The 24,470-nt window shown below is 66.4% G+C and carries 18 protein-coding genes; 7 read left to right on the top strand and 11 right to left on the bottom strand.

The window, feature by feature from the left end; all coding sequences use genetic code 11:
• Window positions 1–16 precede the first annotated feature (16 nt).
• Window positions 17–343, bottom strand: a complete 327-nt coding sequence (gene clpS / locus DCD74_RS04170; RefSeq protein ID WP_112926212.1) for an ATP-dependent Clp protease adapter ClpS — start codon at window positions 341–343, stop codon at window positions 17–19.
• A 106-nt stretch (window positions 344–449) separates the two neighbouring features.
• On the opposite strand from clpS, the gene DCD74_RS04165 reads away from it, so the two are divergent.
• The 4 genes from DCD74_RS04165 to hflD are packed head-to-tail and all read left to right on the top strand — an operon-like array spanning window position 450 to window position 3,193.
• Window positions 450–950, top strand: a complete 501-nt coding sequence (locus DCD74_RS04165) for a hypothetical protein (protein WP_112926211.1) — start codon at window positions 450–452, stop codon at window positions 948–950.
• A 1-nt stretch (window position 951) separates the two neighbouring features.
• On the top strand, window positions 952–1,431 hold the full coding sequence (locus tag DCD74_RS04160; RefSeq protein ID WP_174887960.1) for an NUDIX hydrolase: 480 nt from the start codon (window positions 952–954) through the stop codon (window positions 1,429–1,431).
• A gap of 23 nt (window positions 1,432–1,454) precedes the next feature.
• Window positions 1,455–2,576, top strand: coding sequence for a tRNA 2-thiouridine(34) synthase MnmA (mnmA, locus tag DCD74_RS04155; protein WP_407072223.1), 1,122 nt, complete (start codon window positions 1,455–1,457; stop codon window positions 2,574–2,576).
• The gene (gene hflD, locus DCD74_RS04150) at window positions 2,573–3,193 is read left to right on the top strand and encodes a high frequency lysogenization protein HflD (protein ID WP_112926208.1); all 621 of its coding nucleotides are present in this window, start codon (window positions 2,573–2,575) and stop codon (window positions 3,191–3,193) included. Before mnmA ends, hflD begins: the two co-directional genes overlap by 4 nt.
• 82 nt (window positions 3,194–3,275) lie before the next feature.
• On the opposite strand, the gene DCD74_RS04145 is transcribed toward hflD, so the two are convergent.
• Both DCD74_RS04145 and acnB read right to left on the bottom strand, forming a co-directional pair.
• Window positions 3,276–4,223, bottom strand: a complete 948-nt coding sequence (locus DCD74_RS04145) for a Dyp-type peroxidase (RefSeq protein ID WP_174887959.1) — start codon at window positions 4,221–4,223, stop codon at window positions 3,276–3,278.
• Window positions 4,224–4,344: 121 nt separating this feature from the next.
• The gene (gene acnB, locus DCD74_RS04140; protein ID WP_112926206.1) at window positions 4,345–6,951 is read right to left on the bottom strand and encodes a bifunctional aconitate hydratase 2/2-methylisocitrate dehydratase; all 2,607 of its coding nucleotides are present in this window, start codon (window positions 6,949–6,951) and stop codon (window positions 4,345–4,347) included.
• A gap of 244 nt (window positions 6,952–7,195) precedes the next feature.
• Here acnB and acnA point away from each other — a divergent pair, with 244 nt between their 5' ends.
• Both acnA and DCD74_RS04130 read left to right on the top strand, forming a co-directional pair.
• Window positions 7,196–9,955 (top strand): aconitate hydratase AcnA, encoded by a 2,760-nt coding sequence (gene acnA / locus DCD74_RS04135; protein WP_112926205.1) that lies wholly within the window; start codon window positions 7,196–7,198, stop codon window positions 9,953–9,955.
• A 184-nt stretch (window positions 9,956–10,139) separates the two neighbouring features.
• Entirely contained in the window at window positions 10,140–11,819 is a 1,680-nt protein-coding gene (locus tag DCD74_RS04130; protein WP_112926204.1) for an AMP-binding protein, read from the top strand.
• 93 nt (window positions 11,820–11,912) lie between these two features.
• On the opposite strand, the gene lysS is transcribed toward DCD74_RS04130, so the two are convergent.
• On the bottom strand, window positions 11,913–13,427 hold the full coding sequence (gene lysS, locus DCD74_RS04125) for a lysine--tRNA ligase (protein WP_112926203.1): 1,515 nt from the start codon (window positions 13,425–13,427) through the stop codon (window positions 11,913–11,915).
• A 10-nt stretch (window positions 13,428–13,437) separates the two neighbouring features.
• Window positions 13,438–14,566, bottom strand: a protein-coding gene (gene prfB / locus DCD74_RS04120; protein ID WP_112926202.1) for a peptide chain release factor 2 whose coding sequence is annotated in 2 segments (ribosomal slippage) — window positions 13,438–14,490 and window positions 14,492–14,566 — 1,128 coding nt in all. Because the reading frame shifts where the segments join, the coding sequence is not laid out codon by codon here.
• Window positions 14,567–14,685: 119 nt separating this feature from the next.
• Between prfB and DCD74_RS04115 the strand changes: the two genes are divergently transcribed.
• Window positions 14,686–14,904 carry a hypervirulence associated TUDOR domain-containing protein gene (locus DCD74_RS04115; RefSeq protein WP_112926201.1) on the top strand — a complete coding sequence of 73 codons (219 nt, stop codon included), beginning with the start codon at window positions 14,686–14,688 and terminating at the stop codon, window positions 14,902–14,904.
• Between the two features lie 22 nt (window positions 14,905–14,926).
• Here DCD74_RS04115 and recJ read toward each other — a convergent pair whose 3' ends face one another.
• The 6 genes from recJ to carA all read right to left on the bottom strand — a co-directional run bounded on the left by recJ (window position 14,927) and on the right by carA (window position 24,392).
• Window positions 14,927–16,627, bottom strand: coding sequence for a single-stranded-DNA-specific exonuclease RecJ (recJ, locus tag DCD74_RS04110; protein ID WP_112926200.1), 1,701 nt, complete (start codon window positions 16,625–16,627; stop codon window positions 14,927–14,929).
• On the bottom strand, window positions 16,624–17,556 hold the full coding sequence (locus tag DCD74_RS04105; RefSeq protein WP_112926199.1) for a phosphoglycerate mutase: 933 nt from the start codon (window positions 17,554–17,556) through the stop codon (window positions 16,624–16,626). The genes recJ and DCD74_RS04105 overlap by 4 nt, the downstream gene beginning before the upstream one ends.
• Complete coding sequence (greA, locus tag DCD74_RS04100) at window positions 17,557–18,021, bottom strand: transcription elongation factor GreA (RefSeq protein WP_112927651.1); 465 nt, start codon at window positions 18,019–18,021, stop codon at window positions 17,557–17,559.
• A gap of 11 nt (window positions 18,022–18,032) precedes the next feature.
• Window positions 18,033–21,278, bottom strand: coding sequence for a carbamoyl-phosphate synthase large subunit (gene carB / locus DCD74_RS04095; protein ID WP_112926198.1), 3,246 nt, complete (start codon window positions 21,276–21,278; stop codon window positions 18,033–18,035).
• A gap of 81 nt (window positions 21,279–21,359) precedes the next feature.
• On the bottom strand, window positions 21,360–23,249 hold the full coding sequence (locus DCD74_RS04090; protein ID WP_112926197.1) for a S9 family peptidase: 1,890 nt from the start codon (window positions 23,247–23,249) through the stop codon (window positions 21,360–21,362).
• A 21-nt stretch (window positions 23,250–23,270) separates the two neighbouring features.
• The gene (gene carA / locus DCD74_RS04085) at window positions 23,271–24,392 is read right to left on the bottom strand and encodes a glutamine-hydrolyzing carbamoyl-phosphate synthase small subunit (RefSeq protein ID WP_112926196.1); all 1,122 of its coding nucleotides are present in this window, start codon (window positions 24,390–24,392) and stop codon (window positions 23,271–23,273) included.
• Window positions 24,393–24,470 lie beyond the last annotated feature (78 nt).

Genomic DNA, 24,470 nt, shown 5'->3' with positions numbered 1-24,470 from the left:
CGTTATGGGGGCGACGCTACGCTTTTTCCATCGTGCATAGAAGCGGGTGCTGGTGGATGCGTGCGAATTCGTTCACCTGCGCCACCTTGGATTCGGCCACTTCGCGGGTGTACACACCACAGACGCCGCGGCCACGGGTGTGGACGTGCAGCATCACCTGCGTGGCCTTTTCCTCGTCCATCGCGAAGAAGCTCATCAGCACCTCGACCACGAAATCCATCGGGGTGTAGTCGTCGTTGAGCAGCAGCACGGTGTAGAGCGGCGGGCGCGCGAGCTTCGGCTTGGCGACCTCCACCACCGCGCCATGCTCGTGGTCGCGGGCGGGGCGTTCGGTGCCGGACATGGCCACGGGTTGGAGGGCGGGAAGCATCATCCTCCCATTATAAAAGCGCGTGGACGGCCCCGGCGCCGGTGGTGATAATGCGGGCGACATCACACAGGGGCTACCGATGCGCACGACTGCCACCCTCCTCGCCACGCTGGCCCTGGGCCTCGGGCTTGCGACGCCGGGCTTTGCCCAGGACAAGACCGCCAAGAAGGCCGGGGATCCGGCTATTGCCGCCCAGCTCAAGGCGCTCGAATACAAGTATGAAATCGACGAAGACGGCGATTACCGCCTGCTGTTCGACGTGGATGACGAAAGCAAGCGCACCCAGCTGGTGTTCGTGCGTTCGAACGTCGAGTCCTACGGCGGCCACAGCGTCCGCGAGGTCTGGTCGGCCGGCTACAAGGCCAGCGGCGACGCCTTCCCTGCCAACGTCGCCAACCGCCTGCTGGAAGCGAGCATGGACAGCAAGATGGGCGGCTGGGGCAAGCAGGGCCAGGCCGCGATCTTCATCGTCCGCGTGCCGGCCAATGCCGACAAGGACGTGCTGGATGCCGCCATCACCGCCGCGCTCAATTCCGCCGACGAGATGGAGCAGGAACTCACGGGCAAGGACGACCTCTGACGTGAGCTATCGCGAAGGCCGCTTCTGGCAACCCGACGTCACCGTCGCCACGGTCGTGGTGCGTGACGGCCGGCTGCTGTGCGTGGAGGAGCGTGCCGCCGGGCGCCTGGTGATCAACCAGCCGGCCGGCCATCTGGAACCCGATGAAAGCCTGCAGGAAGCCGCGATCCGCGAGGCCCGCGAGGAAACCGGCTGGGATGTGTGCCTGACCGGTTTCGTCGGTGCCTACCAGTGGAAGGCGCCGCTCAATGCCGATGGCAGCGGCGGGCGCCATTACCTGCGCTTCGCCTTCTGCGGCGAGGCGGTCCATTTCGATGAAAGCCGCCCACTCGACGAAGGCATCGTCCGCGCGGTGTGGTGGACGCCGGCCGAACTCCAGGCCGAAGCCGGACGCCACCGCAGCCCGCTGGTCTGGCGGGTGGTGGCCGATTACCTGGCCGGGCGCCGGCAGCCGCTGGAACTGGCCCAGCTGATCGCGTGAGCCGGGCACGGACGATCGTCGGGATGTCCGGCGGCGTGGATTCCTCGGTCGCCGCCCTGCTCCTGCAACGTGCTGGCGAGCCCATCGCCGGCCTCTTCATGCAGAACTGGGCCGATGACGGCAGCGGCGAGTGCCGTGCCGAGGACGACCGCCGAGATGCCGTCGCGGTCTGCGGGCGGCTCGGCATCCCCATGCATTTCCGCGATTTCTCCGCGCAATATTGGGATGGCGTGTTCCGCCACTTCCTGGACGAATACGCCGCCGGCCGCACGCCCAACCCGGACGTGCTGTGCAACCGCGAAGTCAAGTTCAAGCACTTCCTCGATGCCGCCCGCGAGCTCGGCGCCGACCACATCGCCACCGGCCATTACGCCCGCACCGACGCACTGGATGGCCGCCATCGCCTGCTGCGCGGGCTGGATCGCGGCAAGGACCAGAGCTATTTCCTGCACCAGCTCGGGCAGGCGCAGCTCGCGGCGACGCGCTTTCCGGTCGGCGAACTGCCCAAGCCCGAAGTCCGCCGCCTCGCCGCCGACGCCGGCCTCAACACCGCCGCGAAGAAGGATTCGACCGGCATCTGTTTCATCGGCGAGCGCGATTTCCGCAGCTTCCTCGCCCAATACCTGCCGATGCAGGCCGGCGAGATCCGCGACCCGGCCGGTGTACTGCTCGGCCGCCACGACGGCGTGTTCTTCCATACCCTGGGCCAGCGCGGCGGGCTCAACATCGGCGGCGTGCGTGGCCGCGAGGCTGCGCCGTGGTACGTGGTGGGCAAGGATGTCGCCTCCAACACGCTCACGGTCGACCAAGGCACCGACAGCCCCTATCTGATGTCGAGGCGGCTACTGTCCGAACCGGCGCACTGGATCGCCGGCGCGGCGCCTGCATCGCGGTTCGAATGCACGGCGCAGACCCGCTACCGCCAGCCGGACGAGGCCTGCACGGTCGAGGTGCGCGAAGACGGCAGCCTGCTGGTCCACTTCGACGCACCGCAACGCGCGGTCACCCCGGGTCAATCGCTGGTGCTCTACCGTGGCGAGGAATGCCTCGGCGGCGCGGTCATCGCCGCCACCGACGCGCCGCTGGAACTTACCCGTTTCGATGCCCTGCTCGCCTCTCCCCTTCCCCTGCAAGAAACCCGATGAATCCTGATGTGATCGCCCAACGCGTCCTCCCGCTCGCTGGCCTGCTGCAGGCCCTGCAGGAGGTCCGCCATCTCGCCGAGAACGGCCGCGTCGACCAGTCGCGGCTGCAGACCGCCATCGACAGTGCTCTGCGCATCGATGCCGATTCCGTCGCCGAGGTGTACGGCGGCGTCGCGCCGGTGGCCGATGGCCTGCGCACGCTGATCGGCTATGTCGAGAACCGCCTGGGCGACCCGCAGTTGCCGCGACTGGCGCTGTCGGTGCTGCAGCTGGAACGCAGTTTCAGCCGTGACGATGCGGCCTTGGCCGAGGTCCGCAGCGGCATCGCCACCCTCGCCGGCCAGGCCCACAACGAGGGCGCGACACATCCCGATGTGCTGCGCCAGCTCGGTGCGCTCTACGCCAAGACGCTCAGCCCGATGAAGCCGAAGGTCATGGTCCAGGGCAACCCGCATTACCTCGGGCAGGCGCAGGTGGTCGGCGAAATCCGTGCGCTGCTGCTGTCGGCGATCCGCTCGGCGGTGCTGTGGCGGCAGATGGGCGGCAGCCAGTGGGACTTCCTGCTCCGGCGCGGCGAGATGAAGCGCGCGGCGAAGGACCTGCTGGCCGGCAGTTGAGGCACCGATCGTGGCATTGCGATGCGGCCAAGCTCGTGCTGCGGCCTCGCGGATGCGGCTTCCAAGCTGACCTGTCGCGCGGCTACGCCTCCACGGCGTCCAGGAAATCCACCGTCGGCGAGAAGAACAGCCCACCAGTGACCGCGCGGTTGAAGTCGAGGATACGGTCGTGGTTGCCTTCCGGCACGCCAATGAACATGTTCCGCAGCATGCGTTCGGTGCGCGAAGGCGTACGCGCGTAACCGATGAAATAGGTGCCGACCGCGCCCGGGCGCCCGAACGGCATGTTGTCGCGCAGGATCTTCAGCTGCTTGCCGTCCTGCTCGATGCTGGTGAGCACGTTGTGCGCGTTGCCGGCTTTCTTCGCATCGGGGAACTCGATGTCATTGAGCTTGTGCCGACCGATCACCGCCTCCTGCCCTTCCACGCTCAGCGCATTCCACGCCGCCATGTCGTGCAGGTACTTCTGCACGATCACGTAGGTGCCGCCGGCATGCGCCGCGTCTTCGTCGCCCACCAGCGTCGATTCCCGCGCCTCGTCATCCACCGGGTTCTCGGTGCCATCCACGAAACCGAGCAGATCGCGGTCGTCGTAGAACTTGAAGCCCTGCACTTCATCGACCACATCCACCTGCCCGCGCAGCCGGTCCATGAGATGCGTGGCCAACTCGAAACAGGTGTCGGCCTGCACCGCGCGGATGTGGAACAGCAGGTCGCCCGGCGTGGCCGGCGCCGAATGCGTGGCGCCGTGGATCGGCACGAAATCGTGCAGTTCGCGCGGGCGTGGCGCATCCGGGAACAGGCGGTCCCAGGCCTGCGAGCCGATCGACAGCACGCAGGACAACTGGCTGTCGAGGTCACGGAACCCCACGGCGCGCAGCAGGCTGGAAAGGTCGGCGCAGACGCCGCGCACGGCGGTTTCCGCCTCTGGCCCGGGATGCACCGTCACGACGAGGAAGATGGCCGAGCGCGTCAGCCGCGCCACGATCGGTTGTGGTTTCGCAGCCGTCACGATCGTTCCCCATTGCATGTCGCCGCGAGCCTAGCGTGCCGCCGCGTTTGCGCCAAGCCATCGGTCTGCACGCACCCGACATCGCAAAGAAAAAGCCCCGGCTTCCCGGGGCTTTTTCGTATCGATTGACGATGCGGGATCAGGCCGCCTTCACGCCATCGGCCACTTCCCGGTACTCGGGGATCTGGTCGAAGTTCATGTAGCGATAGATCTGCTCGCCGTTCTCGTTGACCACGCCGATGTCAGCCAGGTACTCCTCGCGGGTCGGGATGCGGCCCAGGCGCGAACAGATCGCGGCCAGTTCCGCCGACCCCAGGTACACATTGGAGTTCTTGCCGAGACGGTTCGGGAAGTTGCGGGTCGAAGTGGACATGACCGTCGCGCCTTCGCGCACCTGCGCCTGGTTGCCCATGCACAGCGAGCAGCCCGGCATCTCCATGCGCGCACCGGCGGCACCGAACGTGCCGTAGTGGCCTTCCTTGGTGAGTTCGGCGGCGTCCATCTTGGTCGGCGGCGCGACCCACAGGCGGGTCGGGATGTCACGCTTGCCTTCCAGCAGCTTGGCGGCGGCACGGAAGTGACCGATGTTGGTCATGCACGAGCCGATGAACACTTCGTCGATGTTGGCGCCGGCGACATCGCTCAGCGTCTTGGCATCGTCCGGATCGTTCGGGCAGCAGACGATCGGCTCGACGATGTCGTTCAAGTCGATTTCGATAACGGCGGCGTAGTCGGCGTCGGCATCGGCGGACAGCAGCTGCGGATCGGCCAGCCACGCTTCCATCTTGTCGATGCGGCGCTGGATCGAACGCGGATCGGCATAGCCCTCGGCGATCATCCACTTCAGCAGGGTGATGTTGCTGCGCAGGTATTCGACGATCGGTTCCTTGTCCAGCTTGACCGTGCAACCCGCCGCCGAACGCTCGGCGGAGGCATCGGCCAGCTCGAAGGCCTGCTCGATCTTCAGCGTCGGCAGCCCTTCGATTTCGAGGATGCGGCCGGAGAAGATGTTCTTCTTGCCCTGCTTCTCCACGGTCAGCAGGCCCTGCTTGATCGCGTACAGCGGGATCGCGTGGACGAGGTCACGCAGGGTCACGCCCGGCTGCAGTTCACCCTTGAAGCGCACCAGCACGGATTCCGGCATGTCCAGCGGCATCACGCCGGTGGCCGCGGCGAAGGCGACCAGGCCGGAACCGGCCGGGAACGAAATGCCCACCGGGAAGCGCGTGTGCGAGTCGCCGCCGGTGCCGACCGTGTCCGGCAGCAGCATGCGGTTGAGCCAGCTGTGGATGATGCCGTCGCCCGGACGTAGCGCGATGCCGCCACGGGTCGAGATGAAGTCCGGCAGCGTGTGGTGGGTCTTGACGTCCACCGGCTTCGGATAGGCGGCGGTGTGGCAGAACGACTGCATCACCAGGTCCGCCGAGAAGCCGAGGCAGGCGAGATCCTTCAGTTCGTCGCGGGTCATCGGGCCGGTGGTGTCCTGCGAACCCACCGAGGTCATCTTCGGCTCGCAGTAGGTGCCGGGACGGATGCCCTGGCCTTCCGGCAGGCCGCAGGCGCGGCCGACCATCTTCTGCGCCAGCGTGTAGCCCTTGCCGGTATCGGCCGGGTCCACCGGCAGGCGGAACAGGGTCGAAGCCGGCAGGCCCAGCGCCTCGCGCGCCTTCGCGGTCAGGCCGCGACCGACGATCAGCGGGATGCGGCCACCGGCGCGCACTTCGTCCAGCAGCACGTCGGACTTCAGCACGGATTCGGCGATCTGCTTGCCGTCCTTGAACGCGGTGACCTTGCCCGAAGCGTGGTCGATCTTCAGCTCCACCACATCGCCCATGTTCATGTCGGCGACGTCGATTTCCAGCGGCAGCGCGCCGGCGTCTTCCATCGTGTTGTAGAAGATCGGCGCGATCTTCGAACCGAGGCACACGCCACCGAAGCGCTTGTTCGGGATGAACGGAATGTCCTCGCCGGTCCACCACAGCACCGAGTTGGTCGCGGACTTGCGCGAAGAACCGGTACCGACCACATCGCCGACGTAGGCGACCAGGTGGCCCTTGTCCTTCAGGTCGGCCAGCATCTGGATCGGGCCACGCTTGCCGTCTTCCTCCGGCACGAACGGCGCGTTGTCGCGCTTGTTCTTCAGCATCGCCAGCCCGTGCAGCGGGATGTCCGGGCGCGTGGTGGCGTCGGGTGCGGGCGAGAGGTCGTCGGTATTGGTTTCGCCCGGCACCTTGAACACGGTGATGGTCAGCGACTCCGGCACTTCAGGCTTGCTGGTGAACCATTCGGCATCGGCCCAGCTCTGCATCACCGACTTGGCGTTGGCGTTGCCGGCATTGGCCTTGGCCTGCACGTCGTGGAAGGCATCGAACATCAACAGCGTGTGCTTGAGCGCGTTGGCGGCGGTCTCGCCCACTTCCGCGTCATCCAGCAGCTCGATCAGCGGGTGGATGTTGTAGCCGCCCAGCATCGTGCCCAGCAGTTCGGTGGCGCGGGAGCGCGAAATGAGGTCGGTCTTTTCGCTGCCGTGCGCGACGGCGGCCAGATACGAGGCCTTGACCTTGGCGGCATCGTCCACGCCGGCCGGCACGCGGTGGGTGATCAGATCCACCAGAAACTCGCCCTCGCCCGCCGGCGGGTTTTTCAGCAGCTCGATCACTTCGGCGGTCTGCTGCGCGGTCAGCGGCAGCGGCGGGATGCCGAGGGCGGCGCGTTCGGCGACGTGTTGGCGATAGCTGGCGAGCATGGGCGTTCCTGTAGAGAGGCGCGTCGCGCCCGCTGGAGGGCGGTCGTGGACGGCATGGATGGAAGAGGCAGCGGCCGGATTCCGCCGCGCGCGTCATTTTCGCCTGAATGGGCGCTCCGGGCAACTGCCGCGGTGCCGCAAACCCTTGAAATCCAAGGGCTGAGACCAAGGTCGAAGGCGATGGTCACGTGGCGTGAATGCGCTGCGGCCATAATCAGGGGGATAGCTCAACCGGGAAGCCACCATGCACGATTCATTCGCCACCCGTGACCAGTTCGAAACCGATGGCACGACCTATCACTACTTCAGCCTGGGCAAGCTGGGCCGGAAGTTCGACATCGCCCGCCTGCCCTATTCGATGAAGATCCTGCTGGAGAACCTGCTCCGGCACGAGGATGGCGGCCAGACCGTCGGACCCGAGCACATCGAAGCCGTGGCGAAGTGGGATGCGAAGGCCGAACCCGACACCGAAATCGCCTTCATGCCGGCGCGCGTGGTGCTGCAGGACTTCACCGGCGTGCCCTGCGTGGTGGACCTGGCGGCGATGCGCGATGCGGTGGTCAAGCTCGGCGGCAAGCCCGAACAGATCAATCCGCTGATTCCCTCCGAACTGGTCATCGATCACTCGGTGCAGGTGGATGTGTTCGGGCGGCCGGAGGCGCTGGACCTCAACGCGGAAATCGAGTTCGACCGCAACAAGGAGCGTTACAGCTTCCTGCGCTGGGGGCAGAAGGCGTTCGACAACTTCAAGGTGGTGCCGCCGGCGACCGGCATCGTCCACCAGGTCAACCTGGAATACCTGGCGCGCGTGGTGATGGAGCGCGAGATGGATGGCGTCCGCTTCGCCTACCCCGATACGGTATTCGGCACCGACAGCCACACCACGATGATCAACGGGATCGGCGTGCTCGGCTGGGGCGTGGGCGGCATCGAGGCCGAAGCGGCCATGCTCGGCCAGCCTTCGTCCATGCTCATTCCGCAGGTGGTCGGCTTCAAGCTGACCGGCAAGCTGCCGGAAGGCGCCACCGCCACCGACCTGGTGCTCACCGTCACCCAGATGCTGCGTGCGCATGGCGTGGTCGGGAAGTTCGTCGAGTTCTACGGCGACGGCCTGCAGCACCTGCCGCTGGCCGACCGCGCGACCATCGCCAACATGGCACCGGAATACGGCGCGACCTGCGGCATCTTCCCGGTCGATGCCGAGGCGCTGCGCTACCTGCAGCTGTCCGGGCGCAGCGAGGCGCAGATCGCGCTGGTCGAGGCCTATGCCAAGGCGCAGGGCCTGTGGCACGCGCCGGATTCGCCGCATGCCGAATACAGTTCCACGCTCAGCCTCGACATGGGCGAGGTCAAACCGTCGCTGGCCGGCCCGAAGCGTCCGCAGGACCGCGTGCTGCTGTCCGACATGAAGGGCAACTTCAACCAGAACCTGGAAGGCCTGACCGCCAGCCGACGTGCGGTGGGCTGCGCCATCAACAAGCTCGACAGCGAAGGCGGCGACCAGGAACAGGCGCAGCACCTCGCGGCCAAGCCGATCTCCAGGATCAAGCTGGCCGATGGCGAACACAGCCTGAGCGATGGCTCGGTGGTGATCGCCGCCATCACGTCCTGCACCAACACCTCCAATCCGGCGGTGATGCTGGGCGCTGGCCTGCTGGCGCGCAATGCAGCGGCCAAGGGCCTGAAGGCCGCGCCGTGGGTCAAGACCTCGCTCGGCCCGGGCTCGCTGGTGGTGACCGATTACCTGCGCAAGGCCGGCGTGCTGGACGACCTGGAGAAGCTCGGCTTCTACGTGGTCGGCTACGGCTGCACCACCTGCATCGGCAACTCCGGCCCGCTGCCGGATGCGGTGAGCAAGGGCATCGCCGAGAACGATCTTGTCGTGGCCTCGGTGCTGTCGGGGAACCGCAATTTCGAGGGCCGCATCCACGCCGAAGTGAAGATGAACTACCTGGCCTCGCCGCCGCTGGTGGTGGCCTACGCGATCGCCGGCACGGTCGACATCGACCTCACCCGCGACCCGTTGGGCAAGGACGCGGACGGCAACGACGTCTTCCTCAAGGACATCTGGCCGAGCAACAAGGAGATCGGCGACGCCATCGCCGCCACGGTGGGCCCGGAGCTGTTCAAGCAGAACTATGCCGATGTGTTCAAGGGCGACAGCCGCTGGGCGCAGGTGCAGTCGCCGGACGGCCAGATCTATGCCTGGGATGACGCGTCCACCTACATCAAGAACCCGCCCTACTTCGACGGCATGACGATGGAGGTCGGCCACATCGACGACATCGAGGGCGCACGGGTGATGGGCGTGTTCGGCGACTCCATCACCACCGATCACATCAGCCCGGCGGGCAGCATCAAGAAGGATTCGCCGGCGGGCGCGTTCCTGATCGGGCGCGGCGTGCAGCCGGCCGACTTCAACAGCTACGGCTCGCGTCGCGGCAATGACGATGTGATGGTGCGCGGCACCTTCGCCAACATCCGCATCAAGAACCTGATGCTGGGCGGCGAGGAAGGCGGCAACACGCTGTATTACGGCAAGGGTGGCGCCGGCGAGAAGATGGCGATCTACGACGCGGCGATGAAGTACAAGGCCGATGGCGTGCCGCTGGTGGTGTTTGCCGGCAAGGAATACGGCACCGGCTCCAGCCGCGACTGGGCGGCCAAGGGCACCAAACTGCTCGGCATCAAGGCCGTGGTGGCGGAAAGCTTCGAGCGCATCCACCGTTCCAACCTGGTCGGCATGGGCGTGTTGCCGCTGCAGTTCAAGGATGGCGAGAACGCGCAGACTTACGGGCTGGACGGCAGCGAGGTGATCGCGATCACCGGCCTGCGCGACGGCGAATCGAAGACTGCGACGATCACCGCTACCCGCGCCGATGGCAGCACGCAAAGCTTCGAAGCCAAGGTGCTGCTGCTGACCCCGAAGGAAGTCGAGTACTTCAAGAATGGCGGCCTGCTGCAGTACGTGTTGCGCCAGCTGGCGGGGAAAAAGGCGGCCTGACCCCGGCGCTTGATGCGGCAAAACCCACGCGCGGCAGCTCCGGTTGCCGCGCTTTTTCATGTGCCTTTAAGCCTCTTTTGTTGCGCTGCGTCAAGTGCGCGGGTTGCCGCATCCGCCCACGCATGGTGAAATCGAAACGATTCGATCATGCGTGGCCATGGCCACTTCGCAACAGGGGAAAGGAATGAACGACGCGCGTCCGTGGCTGGCCAACTATCCGCAAGGCGTACCCGCCACCATCGATCCGGACTCGTACGCATCGATCAATGACGTCCTGCAGGGGGCCATCGACAAGCATCGCGACCGCATCGCCTTCCACCACATGGGCAAGGAGATCACCTACGGCGAGTTCGACCGCCTGAGCCGCGATTTCGCTTCCTTCCTGCTCAACGACCTGGGGCTGTCCAAGGGTGACCGCGTCGCGGTCATGATGCCCAACTGCATGCAGCAGCCCATCGCCACGTTCGGCGTGCTGCGTGCCGGCCTCACCGTCGTCAACGTCAACCCGCTCTACACCGCGCGCGAGCTGGAGCACCAGTTGAAGGATGCCGGCGCGGTCGCCATCGTCGTCATCGACAACTTCGGCTCGGTGCTGGCCGAGGTGCTGCACAACACCCGCGTGAAGCACGTGGTCACCACCGGCCTGGGCGACCTGCTCGGTCTGAAGGGCAAGCTGGTCAACTTCGTGGTCAAGCACGTCAAGAAGATGGTGCCGGCGTATTCCATCCCCGGTGCGATCCGCTATGCCGAGGCGCTGGCGCGCGGCGCACGCACCACCCTGCCGGCGGTCACGGTCAACAACGAGGACATCGCCTTCCTGCAGTACACCGGTGGCACCACCGGCGTGGCCAAGGGCGCGATGCTGACCCACCGCAACCTCATCGCCAACATGCTGCAGGCCGGCGCATGGGTGTCGGGCAATGCGAAGGACGGCCAGGAAACCATCATCACGGCGCTGCCGCTGTACCACATCTTCGCGTTGACGGCGAACGGCCTGGTCTTCATGGAGCTCGGCGCGCGCAACGTGCTGATCACCAACCCGCGCGACATGCCGGGCTTCATCAAGGAACTGAAGGGCATCGAGTTCACCGCGCTGACCGGCGTCAACACGCTGTTCAACGGCCTGCTCAACACGCCGGGCTTCGATGAGATCGATTTCTCGAAACTGCACCTCACGCTCGGTGGCGGCATGGCCGTGCAGCGCTCGGTGGCGGAACGCTGGAAGCAGGCCACCGGCTGCACGCTGGCCGAAGCCTACGGCCTGACCGAAACCTCGCCGGCGGTCTGCATCAACCCACTCGACATCAAGGAATACAACGGTTCCATCGGCCTGCCGATTCCGTCCACCGATGTCTGCATCAAGGACGATGACGGCAACATCCTGCCGATGGATGGCGAGGCGATCGGCGAGCTCTGCGTCAAGGGCCCGCAGGTGATGAAGGGCTACTGGCAGCGTCCGGACGAGACCGCCAAGGTGATGGACGACGACGGCTGGCTGCACACCGGCGACATGGCGCGCATCGAGCCGACCGGCTACGTCTACATCGTTGACCGCAAGAAGGACATGATCCTGGTGTCGGGCTTCAACGTGTACCCGAACGAGATCGAGGATGTGCTGGCGGCGATGCCGGGCATCGCGGAAGTCGCCGCGGTCGGCGTGCCGGACGACAATTCCGGCGAGACCGTGAAGGTGGTGGTCGTGCGCAAGGATCCGGCGCTCACCGCCGACCAGGTCAAGGCCTTCGCCCGCGAGCAGCTGACCGGCTACAAGCGCCCGCACATCGTCGAATTCCGCGACGAGTTGCCGAAGACCAACGTCGGCAAGATCCTCCGCCGCGAGCTGCGCGACGAACACAAGGGCTGAGTCCGCCCCACTTCGCTCCGGCCACGAAAAACCCGCCTTCCGGCGGGTTTTTCTTTTGCGCGATGCGGCTTCGGTGGGCTTGCGCCGGACCGGTCAATCGTCGGTGCGTGGACGCATGTACGGGAACAGCAGCACGTCGCGGATCGAGGCGCGGTCGGTCATCAGCATCACCAGCCGGTCGATGCCGATGCCCAGGCCACCGGTCGGCGGCAGGCCCACTTCCAGCGCGCGGATGTAGTCGGCATCGAAATGCATGGCTTCGTCGTCGCCGGCATCCTTGGCCTCGACCTGCGCCATGAAGCGCGCGGCCTGGTCTTCCGGATCGTTGAGCTCGGAGAAACCGTTGGCGATTTCCTTGCCGCCGATGAACAGCTCGAAGCGGTCGGTGATGCCGGGTTCGTCGTCGGACTCGCGGGCCAGCGGCGAGACTTCCACCGGGTAATGGGTGATGAAGGTCGGCTGGATGAGTCCGCCTTCGACCGTCTTCTCGAAGATTTCCAGCAGCAGCTTGCCCCAGCCATAGCCCGGCTTCACCGCCACCTTGAGCCGTGCGCAATGCGCGGCCAGCGCGTCGCGGTCGCGGCAGTCGGCGACGGAGATTTCCGGATTGAGTTCGCGCACCGCTTCTTCCAGCTTCCAGCGGCGGAACGGCTTGCCGAGGTCGATCTCGCGGCCTTCCCATTGCATCGCCGTCGTACCCATCGCGTCCTGCGCTGCGTGGCGGATCAGCGCTTCGGTCAGGTCCATCACCTCGGTGTAGGAGACATAGGCCTCGTACAACTCGAGCATGGTGAATTCGGGATTGTGTCGGGTGGACACGCCTTCGTTGCGGAAATTGCGGTTGATCTCGTACACCCGCTCGAAGCCGCCGACGACCAGGCGCTTCAGGTAGAGCTCCGGCGCGACGCGCAGGAACAGGTCGAGATCGAGTGCGTTGTGATGGGTGGTGAACGGCTTCGCGGTGGCACCGCCGGCGATGTAATGCATCATCGGCGTCTCCACTTCCAGGAAGCGGCGATCGTCCAGCCAGCGGCGCATCGACGCGATGATCCGCGAACGCGCCACGAACACTTCGCGCGCTTCCGGGGTGACGATCAGGTCGACATAGCGCTGGCGGTAACGCTGCTCGATGTCGGCCAGGCCGTGGAACTTGTCGGGCAGCGGGCGCAGCGACTTGGTCAGCAGGCGCAGCGTCTCGACCTTGACCGACAGCTCACCGGTCTTTGTGCGCATCAGCGTGCCTTCGGCGGCGATGATGTCGCCCACGTCCCAGCCCTTGAACGCGTCGTAGGTCTCGCCGAGCGCGGTCGACTGCAGGAACAGCTGCACGCGGCCGGTGACATCCTGGATCTGCGCGAACGCGGCCTTGCCCATCACCCGCTTGGCGAGCATGCGGCCGGCCACGGACACGCGGCGGCCCTCGGCCTCCAGTGCTTCGCCGGTCCATTTTTCGGCATCCGCGTAATCGGCCTGCAGGTCGCCGGCGTGGTCGGCGCGGCGGAAATCATTCGGGAAGGCGATGCCCTGCCCGCGCAATGCAGCCAGCTTGCCGCGACGTTCCGCGATCAGGCTGTTCTCGTCCGGCGCGGTGTTGTTCGGTTCGTTCATCGGGCTTCCATCAGGCCATGTCGGCGCGCTTGGCGCCGGCGTCGAGCCCGGACTTCAGGCTGGCTTCGACGAATTCGTCGAGGTCGCCGTCCAGGACCTTCTGCGTGTCGCTGCGCTCGACGCCGGTGCGCAGGTCCTTGATCCGCGACTGGTCGAGCACGTAGTTGCGGATCTGGCTGCCCCAGCCGATGTCGGCCTTGGTCGCCTCGACCGCATCGCGTTCGGCGTTGCGCTTCTGCAGTTCGAACTCGTAGAGCTTGGCGGCCAGCATCTTCATCGCGGTATCGCGGTTCTGGTGCTGGCTGCGGCCGTTCTGGCAGGCCACGACGATATTGGTCGGCAAGTGGGTCAGGCGCACCGCGGATTCGGTCTTGTTGACGTGCTGGCCGCCCGCGCCCGACGAGCGGTAGACATCCACGCGCAGGTCGGCGGGATTGATTTCGATGTCGATGTTGTCATCGACTTCCGGCGACACGAACACGCTGGTGAAGCTGGTGTGGCGGCGGTTGTCGGAATCGAACGGCGACTTGCGCACCAGGCGATGCACGCCGGTCTCGGTCTTGAGCCAGCCGTAGGCGTAGTCGCCCTCGACGCGGAACGTGGCCGACTTGATGCCGGCGACATCGCCGCCCGAGGCTTCCATCAGCTCGACCTTCCAGCCGCGGCCTTCGGCCCAGCGCAGGTACATGCGCAGCAGCATTTCGGCCCAGTCCTGCGCCTCGGTGCCGCCGGCGCCAGCCTGGATATCGACGAAGGCGTTGGTGGCATCCATCTTGCCGGAGAACATGCGCTGGAATTCCAGCTTCTCCACATCCTTCTCGAAGCGGTCGACGTCCGCCACCACGGCCAGCGCGGTGTCCTCGTCGTCTTCCATCTCGGCCAGTTCCAGCAGCTCGTTGCCGCCGGTCAGGCCTTCGGTCAGGGCGCGGATGCCGTTGACGTTCTTGTCCAGCTGCGCCCGCTCGCGGCCCAGGGCCTGCGCACGATCGGCGTCGTTCCAGACATCGGGGCTTTCCAGCTCCCGTTCGACTTCCTCTAGACGCTCTTTCTTGGCGTCGTAGTCAAAGAAACCCCCGGAGCGCATCGAGGCGACCGATGAGGTCGGCGATGCGTGCTCGGACGGGATTGAGCTCGATCATGGCTGTGCGTACATCGTTGAAACGGCCGGCAATTCTAGCAGGCCCGTCCTTGCGGGCGGCGCGCTCACGCCCATTTTCCGGCGGCGGTGTCAGCCTGTGGCTCCCGTCCGGAGCACGCCATGTCCAGTGCATCCACGTTCAAGGTCGGCGACCACGTCGGCTGGAATTCCGAGGCCGGCCACGTCAGCGGCACCATCACCAAGGTCCATACACAGGACTTCGACTACAAGGGGCACACCCACCACGCCAGCCCCGACAAGCCGCAATACGAGATCAAAAGTGACAAGACCGACCACGTCGCGGCGCATTACGGCGAGGCCTTGAAGCACATCGATTGAATCGCTGACGCGGTGCCGGGCTTCAGGCGGCTTCGCGCTGCACCACGATCAACTGGATGGCATCGCCGCCGCGCCAGTCATCCGGCGTCAACCGGTAGGCGATGTGCACGGCACCCGCCGGTGACTCTCCGGTCCAGCCATCGAAATGCATGGCGTTGAAGCGGCGGCCGTCACGTTCCAGCGTGAGCTTGAGGTGGCGCTCGCCGACGATGCGCCAGTCGAGGACGCCGAACACGCCGTCGAACAGCGGTTCCGGATAGCCCTGCCCCCACGCCCCGCCGTCACGCAGGGCGCAGGCATGGGCGAAGTCGAGCGAAGCGGCATCCAGTTCGCCATCGCTCACCAGGTCTTCGGTGCTGAGCAGGGCCGGCTTGTGCGCTTCGGCCACATCGGCGATGGCCTCGGTGAATGCCGGCAAGGCCGCACGCGGCAAGGTGAGCCCCGCCGCCATCGCATGGCCGCCGAAACGGGTGACCAGACCGGGATGACGCGCATCGACCAAAGCGATGGCATCGCGAAGATGGAAGCCGGGAATGGAACGCGCCGACCCGCGCCATTCGTCCTCGCCGGCCGGCGCGAAGGCGAACACCGGCCGCTGCAGGCGCTCCTTGAGCCGCGAGGCGACCAGCCCGACCACGCCGGGGTGCCAGCTTTCATCCGACACGCAGGGAATCAGCGTGTCACCGGCCACTTCCGGGCAGGCGACGGCCTGATCGACCATCGACTGCTGCATCTGCCGGCGCTCGCGGTTGATCGCGTCGAGCGCCTCGGCCTGCATGCGGCAGGTGTCGATGTCATCGCCGAGCAGGCACTCGATGCCGAGCGCCATGTCTTCCAGCCGCCCGGCGGCATTGATGCGCGGCGCGATGGCGTAGCCGATGTCGGCCGTGGTCAGGCGCGCGGGATCACGGCCGGCGACGTCGATCAGCGCGCGCAGGCCGGCGCAGCCCTGCCCTTTGCGCAGCTGGCGCAGGCCGGCGCCGATCAACGCGCGGTTGGCGACATCCAGCTTCACCATGTCGGCGACGGTGCCGACCGCGACAAGGTCCAACAGGGATGCGAGGTCCGCGTTGCCGGCGGATTCCTGAGCGTTTCGCGCCGCTGCCCGCATCGCCAGCAGCAGGTAGAACAGCACGCCGACGCCCGCCAATGCACGCGAAGGAAAACCATCGCCCGGCTGCTGCGGATTGACGATGGCATCGGCCATCGGCAGCGTTTCGCCCGGCAGGTGGTGGTCGGTGACGATGACCTGCCAGCCGCGCGCCTTCGCCGCCTGGATGCCGGCGTGGCAGGCGATGCCGTGATCGACGGTGAGCAGCAGATCAGGCTGCAGGGCGGCGATATCGGCGACCAGCCCGGGCGTCAGGCCGTAGCCATGACGCATGCGGTCTGGCACGGCGTAGGACACGCGCGTCGCGCCGAGCATGCGCAGGCCACGCACGGCGACGGCGCAGGCGGTCGCGCCATCGCAGTCGAAATCGGCGGTGACCACGATGTGCGCGTCGCGGGCGATGGCATCGCGCAGCAGGGCCACGGCCTGCGGCAGTCCGAGCAGGCCATCGGGCGGCGGCAGGCTGCCGAGCCCGGGCATCGCATCACCCAGGCCGGTGCTGCCGCGCGCGGCATGCACGCGACGCAACGCGGGCGGCCAATGCGAGGGCCAGTCGCCTTGCGAGATCAGGGCCTCATCGACCTCGCGGCGCACGACGCGGCGCGCGGTCATGGCGCGTGCATCGGCTGGCCATCGGCATCGCGCGCGGCGCGCCAGAAACGCCAGCGCTGCATGCGGGCCAGTCGCCACGTCGGGCCGTCTTCCACCATCCAGTGCATCGTGCGGTTCCCCTTCGACATCCATTCGAGTGCCGGCAACAGCCACTTGTCCGCAAGGTCTTCGGCGCGCATCCCGCGCAGGTCGAACAGCCCTTGCGCGTCATCGGGCCACGCATCCGGCACACCGGCAGGCGTCATCTTGGCCAGCCGTGCCAGACCTCGCAGCAGGGGATCATCGGAATGGATCGTCGGCGGCGCGGCGGCGGGCGCATCGGGCAATGCCGCCCCGCCCCACCACCACAGCGCGTTGACCGGCGGGCGACCCAGGCGTTGCCGCGCCTCGTTGCGCGGATGCTGATGCAGCGCGACCTGCACTTCGTTGTCGAGCACGCGCCAGGGCCGCGCGGCATCGCCTTCGGGGCGGTGGTCGAAGACGTCTTCGCCCAAGGCCTCGATGGGGGTGGAGAACGTGGGCAGCGCCGTATCATCGCGAGGAAGGCGCAGGTACCAGCGCTGCGGATGCGCGATGTCGAGCGTGAAGCCGGCTTCGTCGCACAACGATTGAACCAGCGGCGCGAAGGCGTCGATGTCGTCGGCATCGAGCGGCAGCATCGCGCCCACCGCGTACAGCCGTGCGCCGTTGATGTCGGCGCGGATCCATGCCGGATCGGCGCGCAGCCAGCGATGTGCGCGGATGTCGTCGGGCGTCAGGTCGTCTTCGCCGAGCCGTGACAGGGCCGCGGATGCCGGCACGTCGGGCACACCGGCCGAAGCCACATCGACACGATCCGCCCGGCCCAGCGCCTTGGCGATGCTGTCCGGCAGCGGCTGAGGCCAGCGCTGTGGCGCCGGCAGCAACAGCTGGATGCGCGAAGCCGCCACTCAGCCTTCGTAGCGGACGGCGACGATCTCGAACTCGTGGGTGCCGCCGGGCGCTTCCAGCGTGACTTCGTCGCCCTCGTGCTTGCCGATCAGCGCACGCGCGATGGGCGAGGAAATGGCGATCAGCTTGAGCTTGATGTCGGCTTCCAGGTCACCCACGATCTGGTAGGTCACCTCGTTGCCGGTCTCGATGTCGGCCAGGTCCACGGTCGCGCCGAACACGATCTTGTCGCCGGCGCCGAGCTTGGTGACATCGATGATCTGCGCGTGTGAGAGCTCGCCTTCGAGCTGCTTGATGCGGCCTTCGATGAAGCCCTGCTGCTCGCGCGCGGCGTGGTATTCGGCGTTTTCCTTGAGATCGCCATGCGCACGCGCTTCGGCGATCGCCTGGATCACCGCCGGGCGCTTCACGGATTTCAGTTCTTCAAGTTCCTCGCGCAGTCGGGCGGCGCCCCGCGCGGTCATCGGCGGCTGGTTCATGCGTCTTGCAGTTCCTTGTGGAGCTCCTGCAGCGACCACACCGGGCCGCTGTCGCGGAAGTCGAGCGAATGCAGCAGGGCCTTGGCGCCGGCGATCGTCGTCGAATAGGTGACGCGATGCTGCAGCGCTTCACGGCGGATCGAGAACGAATCGCTGATCGCCTGCTTGCCTTCGGTGGTGTTGACGATATAGGTGATCTCGCCGTTCTTGATCAGGTCGACGACATGCGGGCGGCCCTCGATCACCTTGTTGACGATGGCGCATTCGATGCCGTTGTCCTGCAGCCACTTCGCCGTGCCGCGGGTGGCGACGATGTCGAAGCCGCGGCGGATCAGTTCCTGCGCCACCGGCAGCACGCGCTTCTTGTCCGGGTCGCGCACGGAAACGAAGGCCTTGCCGGGCTTGGGTGCACGGATGCTGGCGGCTTCTTCCGCACGCGCGAAGGCGGCGCCGAAGCTGCGGCCAACGCCCATCACCTCGCCGGTCGAGCGCATCTCCGGGCCGAGGATAGGATCGACGCCCTGGAATTTGGCGAACGGGAACACGGCTTCCTTGACCGAGAAATACTCGGGCACGATTTCGGTCGTCGCGTCCTGCGCGGCCAGCGACATGCCGGCCATGCAGCGCGCGGCGATCTTGGCCAGCGGACGGCCGATCGCCTTCGACACGAAAGGCACGGTGCGCGAGGCACGCGGGTTCACTTCCAGCAGGAAGATGGTGTGTTCGCCCTCGTCATTGGTCTGCACGGCGAACTGGGTGTTCATCAGGCCGACCACGTCCAGCGCCTTCGCCAGTGCGACGACCTGCTCGCGCAGTTCGTCCTGCACCTTCTGCGACAGCGAATACGGCGGCAGCGAGCAGGAAGAGTCACCGGAATGCACGCCGGCTTCCTCGATGTGCTCCATCACGCCACCGATCAGCACGTTGCCGTCCTTGTCGGCGATGACATCGATGTCCACTTCCACCGCGTTGTCGAGGAAGCGGTCGAGCAGCACCGGCGAGTCGTGGCTGACCTTCACCGCCTCGCGCATGTAGCGTTCAAGGTCGGCGTCGGCGTGGACCACTTCCATCGCGCGGCCACCCAGCACGTAGCTCGGGCGCACCACCAGCGGGTAGCCGATCTCGCGCGCCAGCACCAGGGCTTCCTCGGCGCTGCGGGCGGTGCGGTTCGGCGGCTGCTTCAGCTGCAGCTTCTCCACCAGTTGCTGGAAGCGCTCGCGGTCTTCGGCCAGGTCGATCGACTCCGGCGAAGTGCCGATGATCGGCGCGCCATTGGCTTCCAACGCCTTGGCCAGTTTCAGCGGCGTCTGCCCGCCGTACTGCACGATGACGCCCTTCGGCTTCTCGAGATCGATGATCTCCAGCACGTCTTCCAGCGTCAGCGGCTCGAAATACAGGCGGTCGGAGGTGTCGTAATCGGTCGACACCGTTTCCGGGTTGCAGTTGACCATGATGGTTTCGTAGCCATCCTCGCGAAGCGCGAGTGCGGCGTGGACGCAGCAGTAGTCGAACTCGATGCCCTGGCCGATGCGGTTCGGGCCGCCGCCGAGCACGATGATCTTCTCGCGGTCGGACGGCGCCGCCTCGCACTCATCCTCGTAGGTCGAATACATGTAGGCGGTGGTGGTGGCGAATTCCGCCGCGCAGCTGTCCACGCGCTTGTACACCGGGCGGATGCCGAAGCCACGACGCAGGGCGCGGACCGCGGCCTCGTCGGTATTGCAGAGCTGGGCGATGCGCGCGTCGGAGAAACCCATGCGCTTGTAGCCGCGCATCGCGGCGGCATCGAGCGCGGCCAGCCCACCCTTCGCGATGGTCTGCTCGGCGGCGATGATGTCCTCGATCTGGTCGAGGAACCACGGATCGACGAACGACAACGCGTGCACATCGTCCACAGAGAGACCGGCGCGGAAGGCATCGGCCAGGTAGAACAGGCGTTCCGGGCCCGGCTCCTTCACTTCGCGCTTCAGGCGGGCCAGGTCGTCCTCGTTGTTCCAGTCCAGGCCGGTCGGGTCGAAGCCGACCTTGCCGGTTTCAAGACCGCGCAACGCTTTCTGCATCGACTCCTGGAAGGTGCGGCCGATCGCCATCACCTCGCCCACCGACTTCATCTGCGTGGTCAGGCGCGAATCGGCGGCCGGGAATTTCTCGAAGGCGAAGCGCGGGATCTTGGTCACCACGTAATCGATCGACGGCTCGAAGCTCGCCGGCGTCAGGCCACCGGTGATGTCGTTCTTCAACTCGTCCAGCGTGTAGCCGACGGCGAGCTTGGCCGCGATCTTGGCGATCGGGAAACCGGTCGCCTTCGACGCCAGCGCCGAGGAACGCGACACGCGCGGATTCATTTCGATGACGACGACGCGGCCGGTCTGCGCATTGACGCCGAACTGCACGTTGCTGCCACCGGTATCCACGCCGATCTTGCGCAGCACCGCGATGGAGGCATCGCGCAGGCGCTGGTATTCCTTGTCGGTGAGCGTCTGCGCCGGCGCGACGGTGATGCTGTCGCCGGTATGCACGCCCATCGGGTCCAGGTTTTCGATGCTGCAGACGATGATGCAGTTGTCCGCGGTGTCGCGGACCACTTCCATCTCGAATTCCTTCCAGCCGAGCACCGACTCCTCGACCAGGATCTCGTGCACCGGCGAGAGCTCGAGGCCGCGCCTGGCGATCTCCTCGAACTCCTCCTTGTTGTAGGCGATGCCGCCGCCGCTGCCACCCAGCGTGAAGCTCGGGCGGATGATCGTCGGGTAGCCGACGCGGGTCTGGATATCGACCGCCTGCTCGAAATTGCGCGCGACCTCGGCCTTCGGGCATTCCAGCCCGATCTCCGCCATCGCCACGCGGAACAGCTCGCGGTCCTCGGCCATGCGGATGGCGTCGCGGCTGGCGCCGATCAACTCCACGCCGTGGCGTTCCAGCACGCCGTTGTCGGCCAGGTCCAGCGCGCAGTTCAACGCGGTCTGGCCGCCCATCGTCGGCAGCAGCGCGTCGGGTTTTTCCTTGGCGATGATCTTCTCGACCGACTTCCAGTTGATCGGCTCGATGTAGACCGCATCGGCCATCTCCGGGTCGGTCATGATCGTCGCCGGGTTGGAGTTCACCAGCACCACGCGGTAGCCCTCCTCGCGCAACGCCTTGCAGGCCTGTGCGCCGGAGTAGTCGAACTCGCACGCCTGGCCGATGACGATCGGGCCGGCGCCGATGATAAGGATGGTCTGGATGTCGCTGCGCTTGGGCATGGATCAGGTCACTTCAGGCGCGCCGTGGCTGGCGCGTGAGGGGGACGGGAGGGCGGATGGCCGCCCTCCCCTGTGCATCACTTACTTCTTGTTGCCGATGTGGCGGTCGAAGAACGCCTGCATGCGGTTGTAGAGGTTCACCTGGTTGTCCACGTTCTGGAAACCATGGCCTTCCTTGTCCTCGATCACCACGTCTTCCGGCGCCTTGCCGGCCGCCTTCATCTTGGCTTCCAGCTTCTCGACGTTCTCGATCGGCACGCGGCGGTCCAGGCGGCCATGCACCAGCATCACCGGGGTCTTGATGCGGTCCACGCCGTAGATCGGCGACTGCGCCTGGCGCTCGGCGGAGGTCGGCGGCAGCACGTCACGCAGGTAGTTCATGCCGAAGTCGCTCTGCGAGGTGTCGCTGCTGCGGCGCTGGATGTCCAGGTCGTAGACGCCGACGTAGCCGACCGAGCACTGGTACAGGTTCGGCTCGCGCACGATGCTCATCAGCGCCGCGTAGCCGCCGTAGGAGGCGCCGTAGATGCAGACGCGCTTCGGATCGGCGATGCCCTCGGCGATGGCCCAGCGCACCGAATCGGTCAGGTCGTCCTGCATCGTGGTGCCCCACTTGCGGTAGCCGGCACGCTCGAACGCCTTGCCGTAACCGCCGGAGCCGCGGTAGTTCACCTGCAGCACCGCATAGCCACGGTTGGCCAGGAACTGGACTTCCGGGTTGAAGCCCCAGCTGTCGCGCGGGCCGTGCGGGCCGCCGTGCGGGTTGATGATCAGCGGCAGGTTCTTGCCGTTGCTGCCGGCCGGGATGGTCAGGTAGCCGAACATGCGCATGCCGTCGCGCGCGGTGATCTCCACCGGCTTCATCGGCGACATTTCCTCGGGCTTGATCCAGTCCATGCTGGCGGCGAGGAACTTGGCCTGGCCGGTCTGGCGGTCGAACAGGTAGAGCTGGCCCGGATCGCGGTCACTGAAGACGCGCATGGCGATGTAACGGCCGTCCTCGCTGCTGCCCGAGAAGCTCACCGCCTTGCCCGGGAAAGCCTTTTCCAGGCCGGCCAGCACCTTGGTCTCGGGGTGTTCCGGGGCGATCCAGTCCCAGTACGGGATGCCGTCCATGTAGGCGATGCCCAGCAGGGTCTTGCCGTCGGAGCTCCACAGGGTGCGCGCCGGGCTGACCGCGCCATTGCTCGACACCTGCTTCTCTTCGCCGGTTTCCGGGTCGAGCAGCACCACGCTGTCGGGCTTGCCGTCGTCGCCACGCTCCATATAGACGTGCTTGTTGTCGGCGGCGAAACCGATAGGCGACAGGGTCGCGCCACCACGCGGCGTGCGGTGCACTTCTTCCCAGATATCGCCGTTGCGGGCCAGGGTGATCTGGCTGCCGTCCTTCATCTCGCCGAAGGCGTAGCGCGGGGTGCCGGTGTGGTCGACGACGAAGCTGCCGCCATCCACCTTCGCGGTCGACACGGTGCTCAGGCGACCGTTGTAGACATCGAGCTTGGACAGATAGGTGGATTCCACCGAGCGCGACACCAGCACCGTGCGCGGGTCGTCACGGGTGACATCGACGATCTGGTAGGTGCTGCCATTGGGGATGTCGATGCGCTTGGTGCCATCGAGGTTGGTGGCGTAGAGGTCGGAGTTGCCGACTTCGAAATCGAACTTGCCAAGCTTCAGGCCGACGCGGAACAGCAGGCGCTCGTTGTTCGCCCACATCACGTTGCGGATGTGGCGGTTGGTGCCGTAATCCCACTTGCCGACGACCTTGTTGTTGTCGGTTTCCAGCACGGCCAGCAGGGTGCGGTCGGCCTGCGGCACGGTGATCGCGATGTGCTTGCCATCGGGCGACAACACCACCGAGGTGAACTCGGGGTCTTTGAAGAAATCACGCGTGGGGACTTCGCGTGCATCGACACTGGTCGGCACCAGTGACGCACATGCCAGCGCGATCGCAATGACAAGCTGTTTCATGAATCCGTGTCTCCTGAGTGGTCAGTTCGCCATCGTGGCGATGAATCGATCGAACAGGCCCGCGACGTCGCGCGGACCCGGTGATGCTTCGGGGTGGCCCTGGAAGCTGTAGGCCGGTGCATCGGTGAGTTCGATGCCCTGGTTGGTGCCGTCGAACAGCGAGCGGTGGGTGATGCGCGCATTCGCTGGCAAAGTGGCTTCGTCCAGGCAGAAGCCGTGGTTCTGCGAGGTGATCAGCACGCGGCCGCCGTCGAGTTCCTGCACCGGGTGGTTGGCGCCGTGGTGGCCGTGCGGCATCTTCATCGTCTTCGCGCCCACGGCCAGGCCCAGCAGCTGGTGGCCGAGGCAGATGCCATAGATCGGCACCTTCTTCGCCAGGAATTCGCGGATGGCGGCGATGGCGTAATCGCACGGTTCCGGATCGCCCGGGCCGTTGGACAGGAAGATGCCGTCCGGCTGCATCGCCAGCACGTCGGCGGCGGGCGTCTGCGCCGGCACCACGGTCACCTCGCAGCCGCGGTCGGCCAGCATGCGCAGGATGTTGGTCTTCACGCCGAAATCGTAGGCGACGACCTTGAACTTCTTCGCCGGGACATCGAAGGCATTGCGGTCGAGGTCGAGCGAACCCTCGGTCCAGGCATACGGCTTGTCGGTGCTGACCACCTTGGCCAGGTCCATGCCCTTCAGGCCGGGGAACTTGCGCGCGGCCTCGATCGCCGCATCGGCATCCAGCCCTTCGCCGGCCATCAGCGCGCCGTTCTGGGCACCGCTCTCGCGCAGGCGGCGGGTCAGCGCACGCGTGTCGAGGTCATGGATGCCGACGATGCCGCGTTCGCGCATCCACTCCGGCAGCGACTGCCGGTTGCGCCAGCTGCTGGGGCGGCGCGGCACGTCGCGCACGATCAGGCCGGCGGCCCAGACGCGGGCAGCCTCGTCGTCCTGCGGCGTCATGCCGGTGTTGCCGATGTGCGGATAGGTCAGGGTGACCAGCTGGCGCGCGTACGACGGGTCGGTCAGCACTTCCTGGTAGCCGGTCATGGCGGTGTTGAACACCACCTCGCCCACTGAAATACCGGGCGCGCCGATGGATGAGCCCCTGAAGACAGTGCCGTCTTCAAGCGCGAGAAGTGCAGGTTGGATCACGGGCTTCGCCTTGTCTGGGGTTGCAAAAAACCGCCGAAGTGCGCATTGGCTACCCCGGAGGCGATTGGATTCAGGCGA

This window comes from Lysobacter oculi, from assembly GCF_003293695.1.
Lineage (GTDB): Bacteria > Pseudomonadota > Gammaproteobacteria > Xanthomonadales > Xanthomonadaceae > Solilutibacter > Solilutibacter oculi.
Note: the sequence above shows the minus strand (reverse complement) of the source record. Positions and strands in the feature narration are given on the sequence as shown.

Bases quoted from the DNA above. Each gene is read 5' to 3' on its own strand.
- clpS (WP_112926212.1), bottom strand. From the start codon at position 343: ATGTCCGGCACCGAACGCCCCGCCCGCGACCACGAGCATGGCGCGGTG.
- DCD74_RS04165 (WP_112926211.1), top strand. From the start codon at position 450: ATGCGCACGACTGCCACCCTCCTCGCCACGCTGGCCCTGGGCCTCGGG.
- mnmA (WP_407072223.1), top strand. From the start codon at position 1,455: ATGTCCGGCGGCGTGGATTCCTCGGTCGCCGCCCTGCTCCTGCAACGT.
- hflD (WP_112926208.1), top strand. From the start codon at position 2,573: ATGAATCCTGATGTGATCGCCCAACGCGTCCTCCCGCTCGCTGGCCTG.
- DCD74_RS04145 (WP_174887959.1), bottom strand. From the start codon at position 4,223: ATGCAATGGGGAACGATCGTGACGGCTGCGAAACCACAACCGATCGTG.
- acnB (WP_112926206.1), bottom strand. From the start codon at position 6,951: ATGCTCGCCAGCTATCGCCAACACGTCGCCGAACGCGCCGCCCTCGGC.
- acnA (WP_112926205.1), top strand. From the start codon at position 7,196: ATGCACGATTCATTCGCCACCCGTGACCAGTTCGAAACCGATGGCACG.
- DCD74_RS04130 (WP_112926204.1), top strand. From the start codon at position 10,140: ATGAACGACGCGCGTCCGTGGCTGGCCAACTATCCGCAAGGCGTACCC.
- lysS (WP_112926203.1), bottom strand. From the start codon at position 13,427: ATGAACGAACCGAACAACACCGCGCCGGACGAGAACAGCCTGATCGCG.
- DCD74_RS04115 (WP_112926201.1), top strand. From the start codon at position 14,686: ATGTCCAGTGCATCCACGTTCAAGGTCGGCGACCACGTCGGCTGGAAT.
- recJ (WP_112926200.1), bottom strand. From the start codon at position 16,627: ATGACCGCGCGCCGCGTCGTGCGCCGCGAGGTCGATGAGGCCCTGATC.
- greA (WP_112927651.1), bottom strand. From the start codon at position 18,021: ATGACCGCGCGGGGCGCCGCCCGACTGCGCGAGGAACTTGAAGAACTG.
- carB (WP_112926198.1), bottom strand. From the start codon at position 21,278: ATGCCCAAGCGCAGCGACATCCAGACCATCCTTATCATCGGCGCCGGC.
- DCD74_RS04090 (WP_112926197.1), bottom strand. From the start codon at position 23,249: ATGAAACAGCTTGTCATTGCGATCGCGCTGGCATGTGCGTCACTGGTG.